This is a genomic window from Halomonas sp. BC04 (assembly GCF_000568385.1).
This window is the reverse complement of sequence record NZ_AZQX01000020.1, coordinates 1-15,014: the sequence shown is the minus strand read 5'-3', so window position 1 is coordinate 15,014 and position 15,014 is coordinate 1. Positions and strand designations below refer to the sequence as shown.

General features: G+C 63.4%; 15 protein-coding genes and 2 tRNA genes. 5 read left to right on the top strand and 12 right to left on the bottom strand.

Features of this window, described 5'->3' with window-relative positions; all coding sequences use genetic code 11:
- Window positions 1-182 precede the first annotated feature (182 nt).
- Window positions 183-1,067, bottom strand: coding sequence for a 4-hydroxy-tetrahydrodipicolinate synthase (gene dapA / locus Q427_RS01895; RefSeq protein ID WP_043510491.1), 885 nt, complete (start codon window positions 1,065-1,067; stop codon window positions 183-185).
- Window positions 1,068-1,247: 180 nt separating this feature from the next.
- Between dapA and Q427_RS01890 the strand changes: the two genes are divergently transcribed.
- On the top strand, window positions 1,248-1,724 hold the full coding sequence (locus Q427_RS01890; RefSeq protein ID WP_043510489.1) for a peroxiredoxin: 477 nt from the start codon (window positions 1,248-1,250) through the stop codon (window positions 1,722-1,724).
- Between the two features lie 63 nt (window positions 1,725-1,787).
- Here Q427_RS01890 and Q427_RS01885 read toward each other — a convergent pair whose 3' ends face one another.
- Both Q427_RS01885 and Q427_RS01880 read right to left on the bottom strand, forming a co-directional pair.
- Window positions 1,788-2,891, bottom strand: a complete 1,104-nt coding sequence (locus Q427_RS01885; RefSeq protein WP_043510488.1) for an AI-2E family transporter — start codon at window positions 2,889-2,891, stop codon at window positions 1,788-1,790.
- Complete coding sequence (locus tag Q427_RS01880) at window positions 2,888-3,136, bottom strand: sulfurtransferase TusA family protein (protein ID WP_043510487.1); 249 nt, start codon at window positions 3,134-3,136, stop codon at window positions 2,888-2,890. The genes Q427_RS01885 and Q427_RS01880 overlap by 4 nt, the downstream gene beginning before the upstream one ends.
- Before the next feature lie 144 nt (window positions 3,137-3,280).
- On the opposite strand from Q427_RS01880, the gene Q427_RS01875 reads away from it, so the two are divergent.
- The gene (locus tag Q427_RS01875; protein ID WP_043510486.1) at window positions 3,281-4,729 is read left to right on the top strand and encodes a M48 family metalloprotease; all 1,449 of its coding nucleotides are present in this window, start codon (window positions 3,281-3,283) and stop codon (window positions 4,727-4,729) included.
- A gap of 13 nt (window positions 4,730-4,742) precedes the next feature.
- On the opposite strand, the gene Q427_RS01870 is transcribed toward Q427_RS01875, so the two are convergent.
- Window positions 4,743-5,210, bottom strand: coding sequence for an Lrp/AsnC family transcriptional regulator (locus tag Q427_RS01870; protein WP_043510485.1), 468 nt, complete (start codon window positions 5,208-5,210; stop codon window positions 4,743-4,745).
- 126 nt (window positions 5,211-5,336) lie between these two features.
- Here Q427_RS01870 and aceE point away from each other — a divergent pair, with 126 nt between their 5' ends.
- Together aceE and Q427_RS35910 are read left to right on the top strand one after the other, a co-directional pair.
- Window positions 5,337-7,586, top strand: coding sequence for a pyruvate dehydrogenase (acetyl-transferring), homodimeric type (gene aceE, locus Q427_RS01865; RefSeq protein WP_331280512.1), 2,250 nt, complete (start codon window positions 5,337-5,339; stop codon window positions 7,584-7,586).
- Entirely contained in the window at window positions 7,496-8,032 is a 537-nt protein-coding gene (locus tag Q427_RS35910; RefSeq protein WP_442905423.1) for a transketolase-like TK C-terminal-containing protein, read from the top strand. Before aceE ends, Q427_RS35910 begins: the two co-directional genes overlap by 91 nt.
- Before the next feature lie 73 nt (window positions 8,033-8,105).
- Here Q427_RS35910 and nadA read toward each other — a convergent pair whose 3' ends face one another.
- Both nadA and Q427_RS01855 read right to left on the bottom strand, forming a co-directional pair.
- On the bottom strand, window positions 8,106-9,134 hold the full coding sequence (gene nadA, locus Q427_RS01860; RefSeq protein ID WP_043510483.1) for a quinolinate synthase NadA: 1,029 nt from the start codon (window positions 9,132-9,134) through the stop codon (window positions 8,106-8,108).
- Window positions 9,135-9,424: 290 nt separating this feature from the next.
- Window positions 9,425-10,144 carry a Crp/Fnr family transcriptional regulator gene (locus Q427_RS01855; protein WP_043510482.1) on the bottom strand — a complete coding sequence of 240 codons (720 nt, stop codon included), beginning with the start codon at window positions 10,142-10,144 and terminating at the stop codon, window positions 9,425-9,427.
- 175 nt (window positions 10,145-10,319) lie between these two features.
- On the opposite strand from Q427_RS01855, the gene Q427_RS01850 reads away from it, so the two are divergent.
- Complete coding sequence (locus Q427_RS01850; RefSeq protein ID WP_043510481.1) at window positions 10,320-10,538, top strand: glycine zipper 2TM domain-containing protein; 219 nt, start codon at window positions 10,320-10,322, stop codon at window positions 10,536-10,538.
- A gap of 483 nt (window positions 10,539-11,021) precedes the next feature.
- Here Q427_RS01850 and Q427_RS28490 read toward each other — a convergent pair whose 3' ends face one another.
- The 6 genes from Q427_RS28490 to Q427_RS01820 all read right to left on the bottom strand — a co-directional run.
- The gene (locus Q427_RS28490; protein ID WP_197030454.1) at window positions 11,022-12,350 is read right to left on the bottom strand and encodes a peptidoglycan-binding protein; all 1,329 of its coding nucleotides are present in this window, start codon (window positions 12,348-12,350) and stop codon (window positions 11,022-11,024) included.
- Window positions 12,351-12,561: 211 nt separating this feature from the next.
- Window positions 12,562-12,637, bottom strand: a tRNA-Lys gene (locus Q427_RS01840).
- A gap of 30 nt (window positions 12,638-12,667) precedes the next feature.
- A tRNA-Lys gene (locus Q427_RS01835) sits at window positions 12,668-12,743 on the bottom strand.
- Window positions 12,744-12,829: 86 nt separating this feature from the next.
- Window positions 12,830-13,687, bottom strand: coding sequence for a 23S rRNA pseudouridine(2605) synthase RluB (rluB, locus tag Q427_RS01830; RefSeq protein ID WP_043510479.1), 858 nt, complete (start codon window positions 13,685-13,687; stop codon window positions 12,830-12,832).
- On the bottom strand, window positions 13,684-14,589 hold the full coding sequence (gene scpB, locus Q427_RS01825) for an SMC-Scp complex subunit ScpB (RefSeq protein WP_043510478.1): 906 nt from the start codon (window positions 14,587-14,589) through the stop codon (window positions 13,684-13,686). Before scpB ends, rluB begins: the two co-directional genes overlap by 4 nt.
- The coding region (locus Q427_RS01820) for a segregation and condensation protein A (RefSeq protein ID WP_043510477.1) at window positions 14,586-15,014 on the bottom strand (429 nt) is incomplete at its 5' end. The genes Q427_RS01820 and scpB, both read right to left, overlap by 4 nt.

Below are 15,014 nucleotides of genomic sequence, written 5' to 3'. Positions count from 1 at the left end.
TGCGCTGGGCCTCCACGTAGTCGATATTACGGTCATCATAGAAGCCATCGCGTGCGCAGCCAGCGGTCGCCAGGGCGATCACCGCCACCAGCGGCATCCATTTCAGCGCAGATTCATGCATCCACCTTGCATCGTGTTAATCGGGGCGTCGGGATATCTGGATATCGGGTCCGGGCGCAGCGTCAGTCGTCTGTCACTCCTGCCAGTTGCAGGGCCTCACCCACGGTCGAGTGGTACTTCTCGGACAGCCAGGTCAGCGGCAGTCGAATGCCCGGCTCCAACAGCCCCATGCGGTGCAGGGCCCACTTGACGGGGATCGGATTGGACTCGATGCCCAGGTTGGTATGCAGCGGCATCAGCCGGGTATTGATCTGGTGCGCCTTGTCGGCATCGCCGGCCACGGCGGCAGCACACAGCTCATGCATGGCCCTCGGCGCGACATTGGCGGTCACCGAGATATCGCCATTGCCACCCATCAGCATGAAATCGCAGGCGGTGGCGTCATCACCGGAGTAGAGCATGAAACCACTACCCTTGAGACGACCGATCAGATCCTCGGCACGCTCCAGGTTGCCGGTGGCATCCTTCAGGCCAATGATATTGTCGACCTCAGCCAGGCGCAGTACGGTCTCGTTATACAGGTCCGAACAGGTGCGGCCCGGCACGTTGTAGAGAATGACCGGCAGCTGGCTGCCCACGGCCACCGCCTTGAAGTGCTGATACAGCCCTTCCTGGGTCGGCTTGTTATAGTAGGGGCACACCGAGAGACAGTAGTCTGCCCCCACCTCGCTGGCATAGCGGGCCAGCTCGACCGCCTCGGAGGTGGCATTGGCCCCGGTACCGGCGATGACCGGGATGCGGCCGTTGACCTCCTCCACCACGGTGCGGATCACGTCGAAGTGTTCGGCAAACGACATGGTGGTGGGCTCACCGGTGGTGCCGGCCGCGACAATGCCATCGGTGCCATTGTCGAGGTGGAAGTTCACCAAGCGGCGCAGCGCCTCCCAGTCGATGTCGCCATTGACCTTCATCGGCGTCGCCAGAGCGACAATACTGCCAGTGATCATCCTCTCGTTCCTCTCCGCTCATGCCGCTCTTGGGCGCCGATTATCAGCAGGCCCCTCGAAGCAAAAGGTAAATGGTACTCAGGCGGTCGAAGAGTGTACAGCAGCATGCGCCGGAGACTTTGACAGACGTGGCCCTGTTGCGTGTAATCAGGGCCTTACCAAAAGCCAAGGATTCCCCACATGACGCTTGCCATCGGCCAACCCGCACCGGACTTCACCGCCACTGCCACTGGCGACAAGACCGTTACCTTAGCCGGCCTCAAGGGTCGGCAAGTGGTCATCTTCTTCTATCCCAAGGCCAGTACGCCAGGCTGCACCACCGAGGGCGGCGATTTTCGCGACCGCATGAGTGCCTTCGAGGCCGCCAATACGGTCGTCCTCGGCGTCTCCCGCGACGGCCTTCGCGCCCAGGAGAACTTCAAGGCCAAGCAGGCCTTCAACTTCAACCTGATATCCGACAAGGACGAAGCCGTCTGTCGGCTGTTCGATGTGATCAAGCTCAAGAAGCTCTATGGCAAGGAGCACATGGGCATCGAGCGCAGCACCTTCCTGATCGATGCCGAGGGCAAGCTGGCCCGGGAGTGGCGCGGCGTCAAGGTCCCCGGCCATGTCGACGAGGTGCTCCAGGCCGCCCAGGCCCTGCATGCCGACGACTGAACCGCAACGCCCGCCCGGCCTGCCGGGCGGAAGCCTCGCCGCCCTCTCACCTTTACGCTCGCTTCACTCCTCGGCCCACTCCTCGACGACGCTCTCTTCCGCCTGGCGCTGCTGGATGCCGCGGGGCCAGGCGTAGACCAGCGCCTTGAGCAGGGTAGCGAGTGGAATGGCAAAGAAGATGCCCCAGAAGCCCCAGATACCGCCGAAGAAGAGCACCGCCACGATGATCGACACCGGGTGCAGGTTGACCGCCTCGGAAAACAGGATCGGCACCAGCACATTGCCATCCAGCGCCTGGATGATGCCATAGGCAACCAGGACGTAGAGGAACTGATCACTGAGCCCGAAATGAAAGCCGGCCACCGCGGCCACCGGCAGCGTCGCCACGGCGGCACCGATATAGGGCACCAGCACCGAGAATCCCACCAGTACCGCCAGCAATGCCGAATAGGGCAGACCGAAGAAAGCGAAGGTGAAGAATGTCACGGTACCGACAATGATGATCTCGATGAACTTGCCGCGAACGTAGTTGGCGATCTGGTCGTCCATCTCGTGCCAGATGCGGGTCATCAGCTGACGCTGCTGTGGCAACAGCGAGAGTGAAAAAGCGACCAGTTGGTCGCGATCCTTGAGCAGGAAGAAGACCAGGATGGGCACCAGCACCAGGTAGATGATCAGCGCAAGGACATTGCCCAGCGAGGCCAGTGAGAGGGTCAGCATCCTTTGACCGAACTGGGTCATCTCCCGCCCGGCGACCCCGATCCACTCCTGCACCTGGTCCGGTGTCACCAGGTTGGGGTAGCGCTCTTGCACGTCGCCCAGCCAGCGCTGGCTGCTGGCGAACATGCGCGGTGTCTCCTGGACCAGACCCACCAGCTGATTCCATATCAGCGGCATCAGGATGAAGGCCAGCGCCAGCAGTATGCCGATGAAGCCCAGGAACACCACGACCACCGACAGCAGGTGGGGCACCCCTCGGCGCGTCATGGCATTGACGCCTCCCTGCAACAGGAAGGCAATCACCAGGGCGGTGAGAAAGGGAGCCAGCATGCGACCGAACAGGATCACTACCGCGAAGCCCAGTATCAGCACCACCAGCAGGATCACTGCCTCTTCATCGGAGAAGTAATGGTCTACCCAGCTCTTGAAGACCTGACGCAGGGTCATGTAACAGGCTCCTCGCCCTTGCGAATCCAGTAGTGAAAATGCTCGCCACGCTCTTCACGCTCCACCAGCTCATGGATGCTCTGCTCGGCGAAGGTCTCGAAGTCACGCCAGGAACCCGCATCAGTTGCGATGACCTCGAGCAGTTGGCCGGCCTTGAGCCTGGCCAATGCCTGCTTCGCCTTCAGCAGCGGCAGCGGACACGGCAGGCCGCAGGCGTCGAGCAGGTCATCTGGTTGCACAGCCATGGTAACTCCCGGAAGAATGCAGGTTATTGCAAATAAGGGGGGCGCTCTTGCAGCGAACGCCAAAACCCTTGAGATTTAAAGGCACTTTACAGGTCGAATCAATGTCGGATATGCATTCGATCGCCCATTATGACGAGGTTGGCCATGCTGCGTAACATCCGCACCTTCCTGACCGGTAGCGCCATGGTGCTGTCACTTGCCCTGATCGGTCCGGCAGGCGCCACGGATGACTACGGCCTGCCCAGCCTGACCACCGGCAGCCAGGCCGTGAGCGGTGAAGAGTATCGCCTGGGCCGTGCCTGGCTACGCCAGTTCCGAGCCCGCGCGCCCCAGTGGCAGGATCCCATCGCCCAAGACTATGTGGAGTCACTGCTGGCCCGTCTGGTTCCCCACAGCGGTGTCGATGGCTCCCGCACGGTCGTGACGCTGGTGGACAGTCGCACGCTCAATGCCTTCGCCGTACCCGGCGGTGTCATCGGCCTGAATGCCGGCCTGTTCGCCTTCGCCGACGAGGAGGACGCGGTGGCGTCGGTGGTGGCCCACGAGCTGGGCCACCTCTCCCAGCGCCACTATGCACGCGGCCAGGCCCGCGCTGAACAGACCCAGATTCCCGCCATGGCGGCCATGCTGGCCGGCATGCTGATCGCAGTTAGCGGGGGCGGCGATGCCGGTGTCGCCGCCGCCATGGGCTCGCAGGCGGCCTTTATCCAGGACCGACTGGCCTACTCGCGCCGCTTCGAGCAGGAGGCCGATCGCATCGGCCTGCAAGCCATGTCACAGGCCGGTTTCGACCCCCAGGCCATGGTCCGCATGTTCCGCGCCATGCAGCGCCAGGCCAGCCTCCAGGGGGGCAACCCTCCGGAGTTCCTGCTTACCCACCCGCTGACCGAATCCCGCATCAGCGATGCCGAATCGCGCGCCTCGCAGTTGGAGGCCGCCGGCTCCCGCAATAGTGAACCAACCTATCACCTGATTCGTGCTCGTGCCCTGCTGACGATCCATCAGCGGGATCCGCAGCAAGCGGTCAATCGCCTGGCACAGGACGACGCCCCGGATGCCGCCAGGCGCTACCTGGACGCCCTGGCCGAAGCCCAACGGGGCAACACCGACAGCGCCCTCGCCGCCCTGGATGGACTGGCCCGCGAGCTTCCCGACCTTGCCATGATTCCCGCCAGCGCCGCGGAGGTCGCCTTCGATGCCGGCCGCTATGACGATGCCATCGAACGCAGCCGGCGCCAGCTGCGGCTGATGCCGGGCTACATGCCTGCCACCCGCATCATGGGCGAAGCGCTGCTGCAACGGGATCCCAACGAAGCGTATCGCGTCCTGCGTGACCTGGCCGAACGACGTCCGGAGGACCCTCAGGTCTTCACCCTGCTCGCCGAGGCCGCTGGCCGTAGCGATCGTGAAGCCTGGGGACATCTCGCCCGGGCCGAGCATATGCAGCTGACCGGCAGCATCGACCAGGCCATTCGCCAGCTCGACGTGGCCAAGCAAATCGCCGAGAGAAGCGGCGACACCAATGCCGCCGGCCGTATCACACAGCGCCGCGAGGATTTCGTGGGTTATCGCGAAACGATGGAAAAGTTCTAGGAGTCTGTCCAGTCTAGAGAGGCAGCGCCGTCTTGTACTTGACCTGCTTGAGAGAGAAGCTCGAGCGGATGTTGGCAACGCCCGGGATCTGCGAGAGCTCGTTGACGATGAAATGTTCCAGGGCCTGGACGTCCTTGAGCACTACGCGAATCATGTAGTCCGACTCTCCGGTCATCAGGTAGCACTCCATCACCTCAGGATAGCGATGCATGGCGGACTCGAAGGCCTCCAGGGCGTCCTCTACCTGTCTTTCCAGCCTCACATGGATGAAGACACTGACCCCCAGGCCCACTGCCAGAGGGTCCAGCAGGGTCACATAGCGGTCGATCACCCCAGCCTGCTCCAGGGCATTGACCCGAGCCAGGCAAGGCGAAGGTGAGAGATGTATACGGCTGGCCAAGGCCACATTGGTCAATTTGGCATCCTCCTGGAGTTCTCTCAGGATCCGGATGTGGGTGGCATCGAGGTCGAGGTGCGGCATCTTGTGCTCTTCTGGCGATAGTTATCAGAATTCTCTGCGGAAATCTTAGGGGTTTCAGGTGCTTTTTGAAAGCAACTGCGGCGTTGTACGGGTTAGAGTTCTCTCATGACAAGAAGGAGAGCCGCCATGACCGCCCATCACCACAGTCACGCCGAATCCCTGCCAGTTACCGGGACCTCCGGTGCCGACAGCGACCCCGAGGAAACCCGCGAATGGCAGGAGGCCCTCAATGCCGTGGTCGCCCACGCTGGCGAGGCACGCGGACGTTTCCTGCTGGAACAGCTCGACCAGGCCGCCAGCCACCTTGGCATCCATGATTACCACCAGCCGTTTTCCGCTTATCGCAACACCATTCCCCTGGAAAAGCAGCTTCCCTATCCGGGCAATCTCGCCCAGGAAGAGCGCATCACCGCCATCAATCGCTGGAATGCCCTGGCCATGGTCGCCCGGGCCAACCAGGCTCACCCGGAACTGGGCGGGCACATCGCCAGCTATGCCTCAGCCGCCGAAATCTTCGAAGTTGGTTACCAGCACTTCTTTCGGGGTGATGAGGCCCCGCACGGGGCGGATCTGGTCTTTCTACAGCCTCACTCCGCGCCGGGTATCTACGCCCGAGCCTACCTTGAAGGTCGCCTCGAGGAGTCACAGCTCGAGCGTTATCGCCAGGAAACCAGCGGGTGTGGCCTGTCCTCCTATCCGCATCCCTGGCTGATGCCGGACTTCTGGCAGTTTCCTACCGGCTCAATGGGCATCGGCCCGATCAGTGCCATCTACCAGGCCCGCTTCATGCGTTACCTCGAGCATCGCGGCCTGGCGGAAATGGGGGATCGCCACGTCTGGGGCATCTTCGGCGATGGCGAGATGGACGAGCCGGAGTCCCTGGGTGGGTTGTCCATGGCAACCCGAGAGCGCCTCGATAACGTGACCTTCATCATCAACTGCAACCTGCAGCGCCTCGACGGCCCGGTGCGTGGCAATGGCCAGATCATCCAGGAACTGGAGGCCATGTTCACCGGCGCCGGCTGGAATGTGATCAAGGTGCTGTGGGGGTCGGACTGGGATGCGCTCTTCGCCCGGGATACCGACCATGCCCTGCTGCGTCGCTTTGCGGCCACCGTGGATGGCAAGTACCAGACCCTGGGTGCCAAGGACGGCGCCTACAACCTGACGCACTTCTTCCAGGAAGACCCGGCGCTAAAGACCCTGGTCGCCCATATGAGCGACGAGGAAGTGGACGGCCTGAAGCGTGGCGGCCACGACATGCGCAAGCTGTATGCCGCCTTCGCAGAGGCGCGTGCCCACAAGGGCGCGCCGACGGTCATCCTGGCCAAGACCAAGAAGGGCTACGGCATGGGGGCTAATGGCGAATCGCGCATGACCGCCCACCAGACCAAGAAGCTCGATCCCGAGTCGCTGGCGGCCTTCCGGGACCGCTTCCGATTGCCACTCAGCGATGATCACCTCGCCGAGATGCGCTTCTTCAAGCCTCCCGCTGACAGCCCGGAAATGCGCTACCTGCGGGAGCGCCGCCAGGCACTGGGAGGCGCCATACCCCGGCGACGCAATGATGCAGCGCCCGTCCCCGTGCCCGCACCGGCACGCTATGCCGGCTTCGCCCTGAAGGCCGATGGCAAGGCCATGTCGACCACCATGGCGGCGGTACGCATGCTTGGTGGTCTGCTCAAGGACAAGACGCTGGGGTCGCGAGTCGTGCCCATCGTGGCCGATGAGGCGCGCACCTTCGGCATGGCCAACCTGTTCCGCCAGGTTGGCATCTATTCCCCGGTCGGCCAGCTCTATGAGCCGGAGGATGCCGGCACCATGCTCTACTACAAGGAATCCCGCGACGGTCAGATTCTCGAGGAGGGCATCACCGAGGCCGGCGCCATCTCCTCCTGGACGGCGGCAGCCACGTCCTACAGCGTGCATGGCCTGGCGATGCTGCCGTTCTATATCTACTACTCGATCTTCGGCTTCCAGCGTGTCGGTGACCTGATCTGGGCCGCCGCTGACCAGCGCCCCCGCGGCTTCCTGTTCGGTGCGACCGCCGGCAGGACCACCCTCAGCGGAGAGGGTCTCCAACACCAGGATGGCAGCAGCCATCTGGTCGCCGCCACGGTGCCCAACTGTCGGGCCTATGATCCGGCCTTCGCCCACGAGGTGGCGGTGATCATGGACCACGGCATGCGCGAGATGCTCGAGGAAGGGCAGGACGTCTTCTACTACGTCACCCTGACCAACGAGAACACGGCCCAGCCTCACAGCCGCCAGGGGTCGAGGCCGATATCATCAAGGGGCTCTACCGGCTGCCGTCCCATGCCCCGTCTGCCCCGAAGATACGGCTGCTGGGCTCGGGGGCCATCCTCAACGAGGTGATCCGTGCCGCCGACAGGCTCGCCGAGGATTGGCAGGTCCAGGCGGAGGTATGGAGCGCCACCAGCTTCAGCGAGCTAGCCCGGGATGCCCGGGAGGTCGAACGTCGCCAGCGTTTTCATCCCCTGGATACCCCACGGAGGAGCCATCTGGCGAACTGCCTCGAGGGTGACATCCCGATCGTGGCGGCCAGCGACTATGTGCGTGCTTACCCCCAGTTGATCGCCGGGTATGTCCGCCCGCGGTTCCTGACTCTGGGCACCGATGGTTTCGGCCGCTCGGATACCCGGACGGCGATGCGAGACTTCTTCGAGGTCGACGCGACCCATGTGGTGCTGGCAGCGCTCCAGGTTCTGGTGGAAGAGGGCGATCTGCCGGCAAAGCGGCTGGCCGACGCCCTGGCGCATTACGGTATCGAGCCCCCGGAAGCCGCACCCTGGCAGCACTGAATCGCTCTAGGAGCCTGTCCCGGCGCCGCTGATTCAACGGCAGTTGCGACTGCCGCTGAGCAAGAAGTGAACCTTACTTCTGGAAATTGAGCATCCGCTCCAGCGGCTTGAGTGCCTTTCGGCGCAACTCGTCATCGACGAAGATCTCGCCGCTGCCCTCGCGCAGGGCGCCGGCCATGTTGTCCAGCGCGTTCATCGCCATCCAGGGGCAGTGGGCGCAGCTCTTGCAGGTCGCACCGCTACCGGCGGTAGGCGCCTCGAAGAGAGTCTTGCCCGGCACCGCCTGCTGCATCTTGAAGAAGATGCCACGGTCGGTGGCCACGATCAGCTTGTCATGGGGCAGCTCCTTGGCCGCCTTGATCAGCTGGGACGTCGACCCCGTCACATTGGCAAGCTCGACCACCGCGGCCGGCGACTCGGGGTGCACCAGGACTGCCGCTTCCGGATAGAGTGCCTTCAAGTCCTCGATACCCTTGGCCTTGAACTCCTCGTGGACAATGCAGGCACCGTCCCAGAGCAGCATGTCGGCACCGGTCTTCTGCTGGATATAGCCCCCCAGGTGCTTGTCCGGCGCCCAGAGGATCTTCTCGCCGCGGGCCTGCAGGTGCTCGATGACGTCCACCGCGATGGAGGAGGTCACCACCCAGTCGGCCCGGGCCTTCACCGCCGCCGAGGTGTTGGCATAGACCACCACCGTGCGATCGGGGTGAGCGTCGCAGAAAGCGGCGAACTCGTCGGCAGGGCAGCCGATGTCCAGCGAGCAGGTCGCCTCCAGGGTAGGCATCAGCACCCGTTTCTCCGGCGACAGGATCTTGGCGGTCTCGCCCATGAAGCGCACCCCGGCGACCACCAGGGTGTCGGCTTCATGGCGTGCGCCGAAGCGCGCCATTTCCAGGGAGTCGGCAACGCAGCCGCCGGTTTCCTCGGCCAGCTGCTGGATGGCATCGTCGGTATAGTAGTGGGCCACCAGCACGGCATTCTGCTCCTGGAGCAGCCGCTTGATTTCGGCGACGCGAACGTCGTCCTCGGCGGGAATCCGGGTGGGGCAATAGGCGCGGGCAAGGTGGCTACGCACCTCGGCCCTGGAAGTCATGATCGTCATCGTGTCTACCACTGTGACTGGCAGGGGCTCCCCCTGCATGTATCGGGTACATCGCGAATCGCACGATCCGTGCGGGCGATGCGCCTGGGGCCCAGGCGGCGTCTCTCGCCACCTCGGCCTATTACTCTATTCTAGACCACAATTCACGGCAATTGCTCCCCCCGGCTTGATTAACCGGCCACGCTTGCACCGGGTGCGTCAGAGGTGACAGCCCAGCACCTGTGTATATCGCGAACGGGCAGCAACACGCTAGCTTACAGAGTCGATGCGACAGCTGCATGGGCCCAGGGCTAAATTAAGGATCGACGATCCAGCAAACGATCGTATTCTCCCTTGACGACCGCGTAGCACTCGCAGACTCTCGCTTCGAGACCCAGCCGGTCGAGCACCTTGATATGCCCACGATGATAGGATATCAGGCCCGCCCGCTGCAGCTTGCCTGCCGCTTCGGTCACCCCTTCCCGGCGCACCCCCAGCATGTTCGCGATCAGCTCCTGGGTCATGACCAATTCGTCACCTGGCAGCCGGTCCAGGCTCAGCAGCAGCCAGCGGCAGAGCTGCTGGTCGACCGCGTGATGGCGGTTGCAGACCGCTGTCTGGGCCATCTGCGTCAACAGTGCCTGGGTATAGCGAAGCAGCAGCCGCTGCAACACATCGGCACGGTAGAACTCATCCTTGAGGCGCTGGCCCTTGAGTCGGTAGGCCTCGCCGGAGCTCTGCACGATGGCCCGACTCGGCGTCGTCTCACCCCCCATGAACAGTGACACGCCAACGATCCCTTCATAGCCCACCACCGCAATTTCCGTCGAGGCACCGTCCTTCATCACGCAGAGCAACGACACGATGGCATCCAGCGGGAAATAGACATGCTGCATCACGCCACCGGATTCACTCAGCGACTTGCCCAACGGCAAGTGCACGAGCTCGAGGTGAGGTAGCAGCCGCGCCAGCTCCTCCTCCGGCAACAGTCCCAGCAGCTGATTTCGCGGATTATATGATGGTGCCGACATCCCAAGCCCTCCCTTTGTGCGCCAGTGTCTGAGCTATTTCGTCACGACTATGTGCGCCACCCAACGGATAACACTCTCATGCTGCCCTTATGCTGAAGGTGGCGGTCCGTCGTAGCCGCCTGCCCTCAGGAAACTCCCGCTGCGAGCAAGCCCCCTTAACCCGAGCGATACCGCCATGAAACACATCAAACATTCCCTGCTGGTCTCTACCTCCTTCCTGCTGGTGCTGTCACTCTCCGCCTGCTCCGGCATGTCCAAGCAGGACAAGGGCACCGCGATAGGCGCCGGCGTGGGTGCCGTAGGTGGTTCAGTACTCACCGGGGGCTCCGCTATCGGCACCGTGGGTGGCGCCGCGGTGGGTGGCGTCATCGGTCACGAGATCAGCAAACCGTAGTCTTTTCACCAGACACGCCAGCGCGGGGAGTGACCGCCGCAGCATGGGAAACCTATACTGCCCTAGTGTTCGCCACCGCACAGTCGGGGCACCCCCCGGGGACTATCATCAACTTGAGTGTGGCCAAGGAAGTGCCAGGACAGGATGTCGCGCTACGCGTCGCAAGGATTGCGGCGTCATCCTGCCAACTTGGCCTCTGGTACGTCGGTTAGCGCACCGACGCCAAGCGCCTGACAACCTACTATTCAGAATCATCAGCCACGCCGATATCGATTCTGGTATCGGCTACTGATGATCAATGGAGGCGCCATGTACAATATCGTATGGATCGTAGGAGCTGTGGTGATCGTGCTGGTCGTGCTATCGGCGCTCGGCTTGCGCTAGACAGACCCAAAAGACGAGATTCAGTGAATCTCTGGAATCCAACAAGAAAGGGCCCCGATGGGCCCTTTCTTGCTGACTGACCTTCGTGCTGCCCCCTTCTCAATCCTCCACGCGTATCCGGCCCAGGCTATAGTCGCCGCCATGATTGGCGAATACGAAGCCCTGGAAGCGCTCCCGGAAGCTTGTGTCGCGTGCCTGGATGACACGTCGTCCGTCGACGCTGATTCGCATCTCGCCATCCTCGTCACGGGTCCAGGCCAGGGTATGAAAGCGGTCGTCCTCCAGGTTGATTGCCCCATCGCTGCTGGCGATCACATCGCTACCGTTGCTGGTGACCCTGATCAGGCTCAGCCCGGGGCGCGTATCGGGGCGATAGACCAGCCGGTATCCGGCGCCCGAACTGTTGCCCTGAAAGACTCCCAGTTCGAGGCTACCCGCTTTCTGGCGGGAAGCCAGGTCCAGCTCCATTTCGAAGGCGTTGCGGATCGGTGACGCAACGAAGATCCTGGCGGTCTCTGCGGCTACCGGTGCCGCTTCGGGCTGTACACTGCCCGTCTGTTCGAGGATCAGTTTCAGCATGGCAAGGCCGACCTCCTCGGGCCGGTCGGAGCTCAGGCTCCTGCGCGCCGGGGCTCTCTCGTCCGGCACCTCGACCACACTGCGCAAGCCGTTGCGATCGATGCGAAAATCACCGCTGAGCACGGTCCAGGCAGGGTTGCGGTGGTAGTCGCCATCATTGAAATCGTCCTGCAAGGCCACTCTGACCGGCGCCTCAGCCGGCGCAGACTCCGTCGGCACGGCTCGGGATGGTGCCTGCGCTGGTACCTGTGCAGAGGCACGACCGGACTGGCGTAGTCTTGCCAGCAGTTGCGGCGAGGGTTGAGCGTCCCGGGCGAGGCCTGCCTGTCCCTGATAGGAGCGAATGGCATTGCGGGTGCGCGCGCCCATCAGGCCATCGACCGGACCGGCATCGTAGCCAAGCCGATTGAGTTCACGCTGTGTCTCGGCGACGAGCTCCCGGCCCGACAGGGTCTCCGGACGCCGCGGTTCGGGAGTGGCTGCCGTGGCAGGCTCCCTCGCCTGCCAGCCACGGGCCGCCTGCTGCGCTTCGGCGATCTGGTGAGCGGTCATCCGCTCGGCCACCGCCTCGCGCGCGCCGACAGCATGGCGATGGCCGCGGGAGGCCGCCAGGTTGTACCACTTGTGCGCTTCGACAAAATCCTGGGGGGTGCCGTTGCCGGCTTCGTGCATGCGTCCCAGCATGTACTGGGCATCGGCGTCCTCATCGCGGGCGAGCTCGCGGAATTCCTGGATGGCCTCTCGGTATTGCTGTCGCTCGTAGTGACTCATGGCGCCGGCATAATCAGCGCTGACAGAAGCGATATAACCGAACATGAGGAGTGCGAGTACCAATCCCTTCCTGATCATGGTGATCTCTCCAAATCTAATGGGCATGTCACCTGGATCGGCTGTTTTTCCGCAAGGTGTCATCCAGACTGTTCCTGTTATGCCGGGCAAGCAAGCACTGTATGCGCTTTCTGGGGAAGGTATGCCGACAAGACGATACCGAGATTCCGCTAGGCACCGAGACAAACGAAAAACGCCCTTGCCTGGGGTGGCAAGGGCGTTTTTTCGTGTCTGGTGGGTCGTGTAGGATTCGAACCTACGACCAATTGGTTAAAAGCCAACTGCTCTACCAACTGAGCTAACGACCCAGTGCTTGCGAACAAGCTTACAGGTCCGGATGGTGGGTCGTGTAGGATTCGAACCTACGACCAATTGGTTAAAAGCCAACTGCTCTACCAACTGAGCTAACGACCCTTCCGAACGGGGGCAGATATTACCGACCCAGCCCCTGAAAGCAAGGGCTTTTTGGCAGCCCTTTCGCCAACATCACGCCGGCCGGCTCAGCGGCTGCGCGGACTCTTCGGCTTGCGCATCGCCTGCACCGGACGACGCTTGTTCTTGTCGCGGCTCCAGCGATTCTTCTCGTCGGGCGTCAGCTCCGGCACCTTGCGCGAGGCCAGGCCCGCACTCTCCGCCAGGTCGTCGATCTCGGCCTGGGAAAGCTCCACCCACTCCCCGGCCTTGGCCCGCTTGTCGAGGAAGATATTGCCGTAGCGCACACGCTTCAGGCGACTCACCGTCAGCCCCTGGGATTCCCACAGCCGCCGCACTTCGCGATTGCGCCCCTCGGTGATCACCACGTGGAACCAGGTGTTGATGCCTTCGCCGCCAAACTCCTGCACATCGGTGAAGCGAGCCGGGCCATCCTCGAGCATGACGCCCTGGACCATGGCCACGACCTGCTCCTTCTTCACCTCGCCCATTACGCGTACGGCGTATTCACGCTCCACCTGGGTGGAGGGGTGCATCAGGCGATTGGCCAGCTCGCCGTCGGTGGTGAACAGCAACAGGCCACTGGTGTTGATGTCCAGGCGTCCGATGGCGACCCAGCGCTCGCCTTTCAGGCGCGGCAGGCGCTCGAAGACGGTACGCCGTCCTTCCGGGTCCTTGCGGGTGCACAGCTCGCCTTCCGGCTTGTTGTACATGATCACCCTCCGTGGCGTCTCCTCGGCACCGCGCAGGGTCACGGGACGATCATCGAGGCTCACCCTGTCGCGCATCTCGATGCGGTCGCCCAGGGTGGCCAGCTTGCCGTTGATCTTGACGCGACCGGCCGCAATGGCGGCTTCCATTTCGCGACGCGAGCCCAGCCCGGCACGGGCCAGAACCTTCTGCAGTTTTTCCGTGGTGATCGTCATGATTCGTCAGATTTCTCTTCGGGTGTGAATTCCGCCCCCGCTCCGCCGTCATCATCGACGCTGGTGCGGGCACGTTCGGCCAGGCGGGCTTCCAGATCGGCAAAGCTCAGCCCGGGCCTGTCGGACGCCTTCCCGGCGTGTGTCGCGTCGGCCATCCCGGCCGTCGTGTCGTGATTCTCGCCACTTTCCTGGCTCGCCGCCAGCGCTGTCTCTTCACGGCTTTCATGCGCTTCGTCGATTGCCGCGGCAATACTCTCCTCGCCCTGGTCGCCGGGAGGCTCCTCGTCGCCTTCCTCCGGCTCATCGGCCTGGGCCAGCACGGGGCTGGGCGGTGGCGGCGCCTCGTCCTCGAAGAAGGGCTCCGCCACCCCTTTGAGCTCGTGCATGGGCGGCAGTTCGTCCAGGGTCTTGAGTCCGAAATCGTCGAGAAAGGAACGGGTAGTGGCATAGACCGCCGGACGACCGGGCACGTCCCGGTGACCGACCACGCGAATCCAGCCGCGCTCGGCCAGGGTGCGCATGATCGAACTGCTCACCGCCACGCCACGCACCTCCTCGATGTCGCCGCGGGTCACCGGTTGCCGGTAGGCGATCAGTGCCAGGGTCTCGAGCAGCGCCCGCGAGTAGCGTTGGGGGCGCTCATCCCATAGACGGGAGACCCAGGGAGAGAGCCGCGGCCGGATACGCAGCTGGTAGCCGGAGGCGGTCTCGAGCAGCTCCATGGCCCCGGTCTGATGTCGCCCTTCCACACGCAGCAAGGCTTCGCGCAGGGCGCGACGCGCCGGCCGCTCGTTCTCGTCGAACAGGCTCTCGAGGCGCTCCAGCGACAGCGGCTCCGCCGCCGCCAGCAGGGCCGCTTCGAGAATGTCATCGAGGCTGTCGGGCAGTTCCATGGCGCTCATGTCTCGCCCTCTTGCGGCATCTCGATCTGCTCTTCAAAGGAGCCCTCGGCTTCAAAGGGGCTCTCGATATCGACTCCCTCATCGTCAAAGGCCGCCTCGCCCGACTCTGATCGCGGTGTTCGGGCGCGCACATGAATCGGCGACAACGGCGCATTCTGCACGATCTCGATCATCGCCTCCTTGGCCAGCTCCAGGATCGCCATGAAGGTAACGATCACACCGGCCCTGCCCTCCTCCAGCGTGAACAGCGCTTCGAAAGAGGTGTAGTGCTCATGGGTCAGCCGCTCCATGATCGCCAGCATGCGCTCCCGGGTGGAGAGCACCTCGCGACCGATGTGGTGCGCCTGATTGAGCTCGGCGCGCCGCAGGATGCCGGCCAGGGCACCGAGCAGCTCATCGAGCTCCACATCGGGGTGGAGCACCCG

Bases quoted from the DNA above. Each gene is read 5' to 3' on its own strand.
- dapA (WP_043510491.1), bottom strand. From the start codon at position 1,067: ATGATCACTGGCAGTATTGTCGCTCTGGCGACGCCGATGAAGGTCAAT.
- Q427_RS01890 (WP_043510489.1), top strand. From the start codon at position 1,248: ATGACGCTTGCCATCGGCCAACCCGCACCGGACTTCACCGCCACTGCC.
- Q427_RS01885 (WP_043510488.1), bottom strand. From the start codon at position 2,891: ATGACCCTGCGTCAGGTCTTCAAGAGCTGGGTAGACCATTACTTCTCC.
- Q427_RS01880 (WP_043510487.1), bottom strand. From the start codon at position 3,136: ATGGCTGTGCAACCAGATGACCTGCTCGACGCCTGCGGCCTGCCGTGT.
- Q427_RS01875 (WP_043510486.1), top strand. From the start codon at position 3,281: ATGCTGCGTAACATCCGCACCTTCCTGACCGGTAGCGCCATGGTGCTG.
- Q427_RS01870 (WP_043510485.1), bottom strand. From the start codon at position 5,210: ATGCCGCACCTCGACCTCGATGCCACCCACATCCGGATCCTGAGAGAA.
- aceE (WP_331280512.1), top strand. From the start codon at position 5,337: ATGACCGCCCATCACCACAGTCACGCCGAATCCCTGCCAGTTACCGGG.
- nadA (WP_043510483.1), bottom strand. From the start codon at position 9,134: ATGACGATCATGACTTCCAGGGCCGAGGTGCGTAGCCACCTTGCCCGC.
- Q427_RS01855 (WP_043510482.1), bottom strand. From the start codon at position 10,144: ATGTCGGCACCATCATATAATCCGCGAAATCAGCTGCTGGGACTGTTG.
- Q427_RS01850 (WP_043510481.1), top strand. From the start codon at position 10,320: ATGAAACACATCAAACATTCCCTGCTGGTCTCTACCTCCTTCCTGCTG.
- Q427_RS28490 (WP_197030454.1), bottom strand. From the start codon at position 12,350: ATGATCAGGAAGGGATTGGTACTCGCACTCCTCATGTTCGGTTATATC.
- rluB (WP_043510479.1), bottom strand. From the start codon at position 13,687: ATGACGATCACCACGGAAAAACTGCAGAAGGTTCTGGCCCGTGCCGGG.
- scpB (WP_043510478.1), bottom strand. From the start codon at position 14,589: ATGAGCGCCATGGAACTGCCCGACAGCCTCGATGACATTCTCGAAGCG.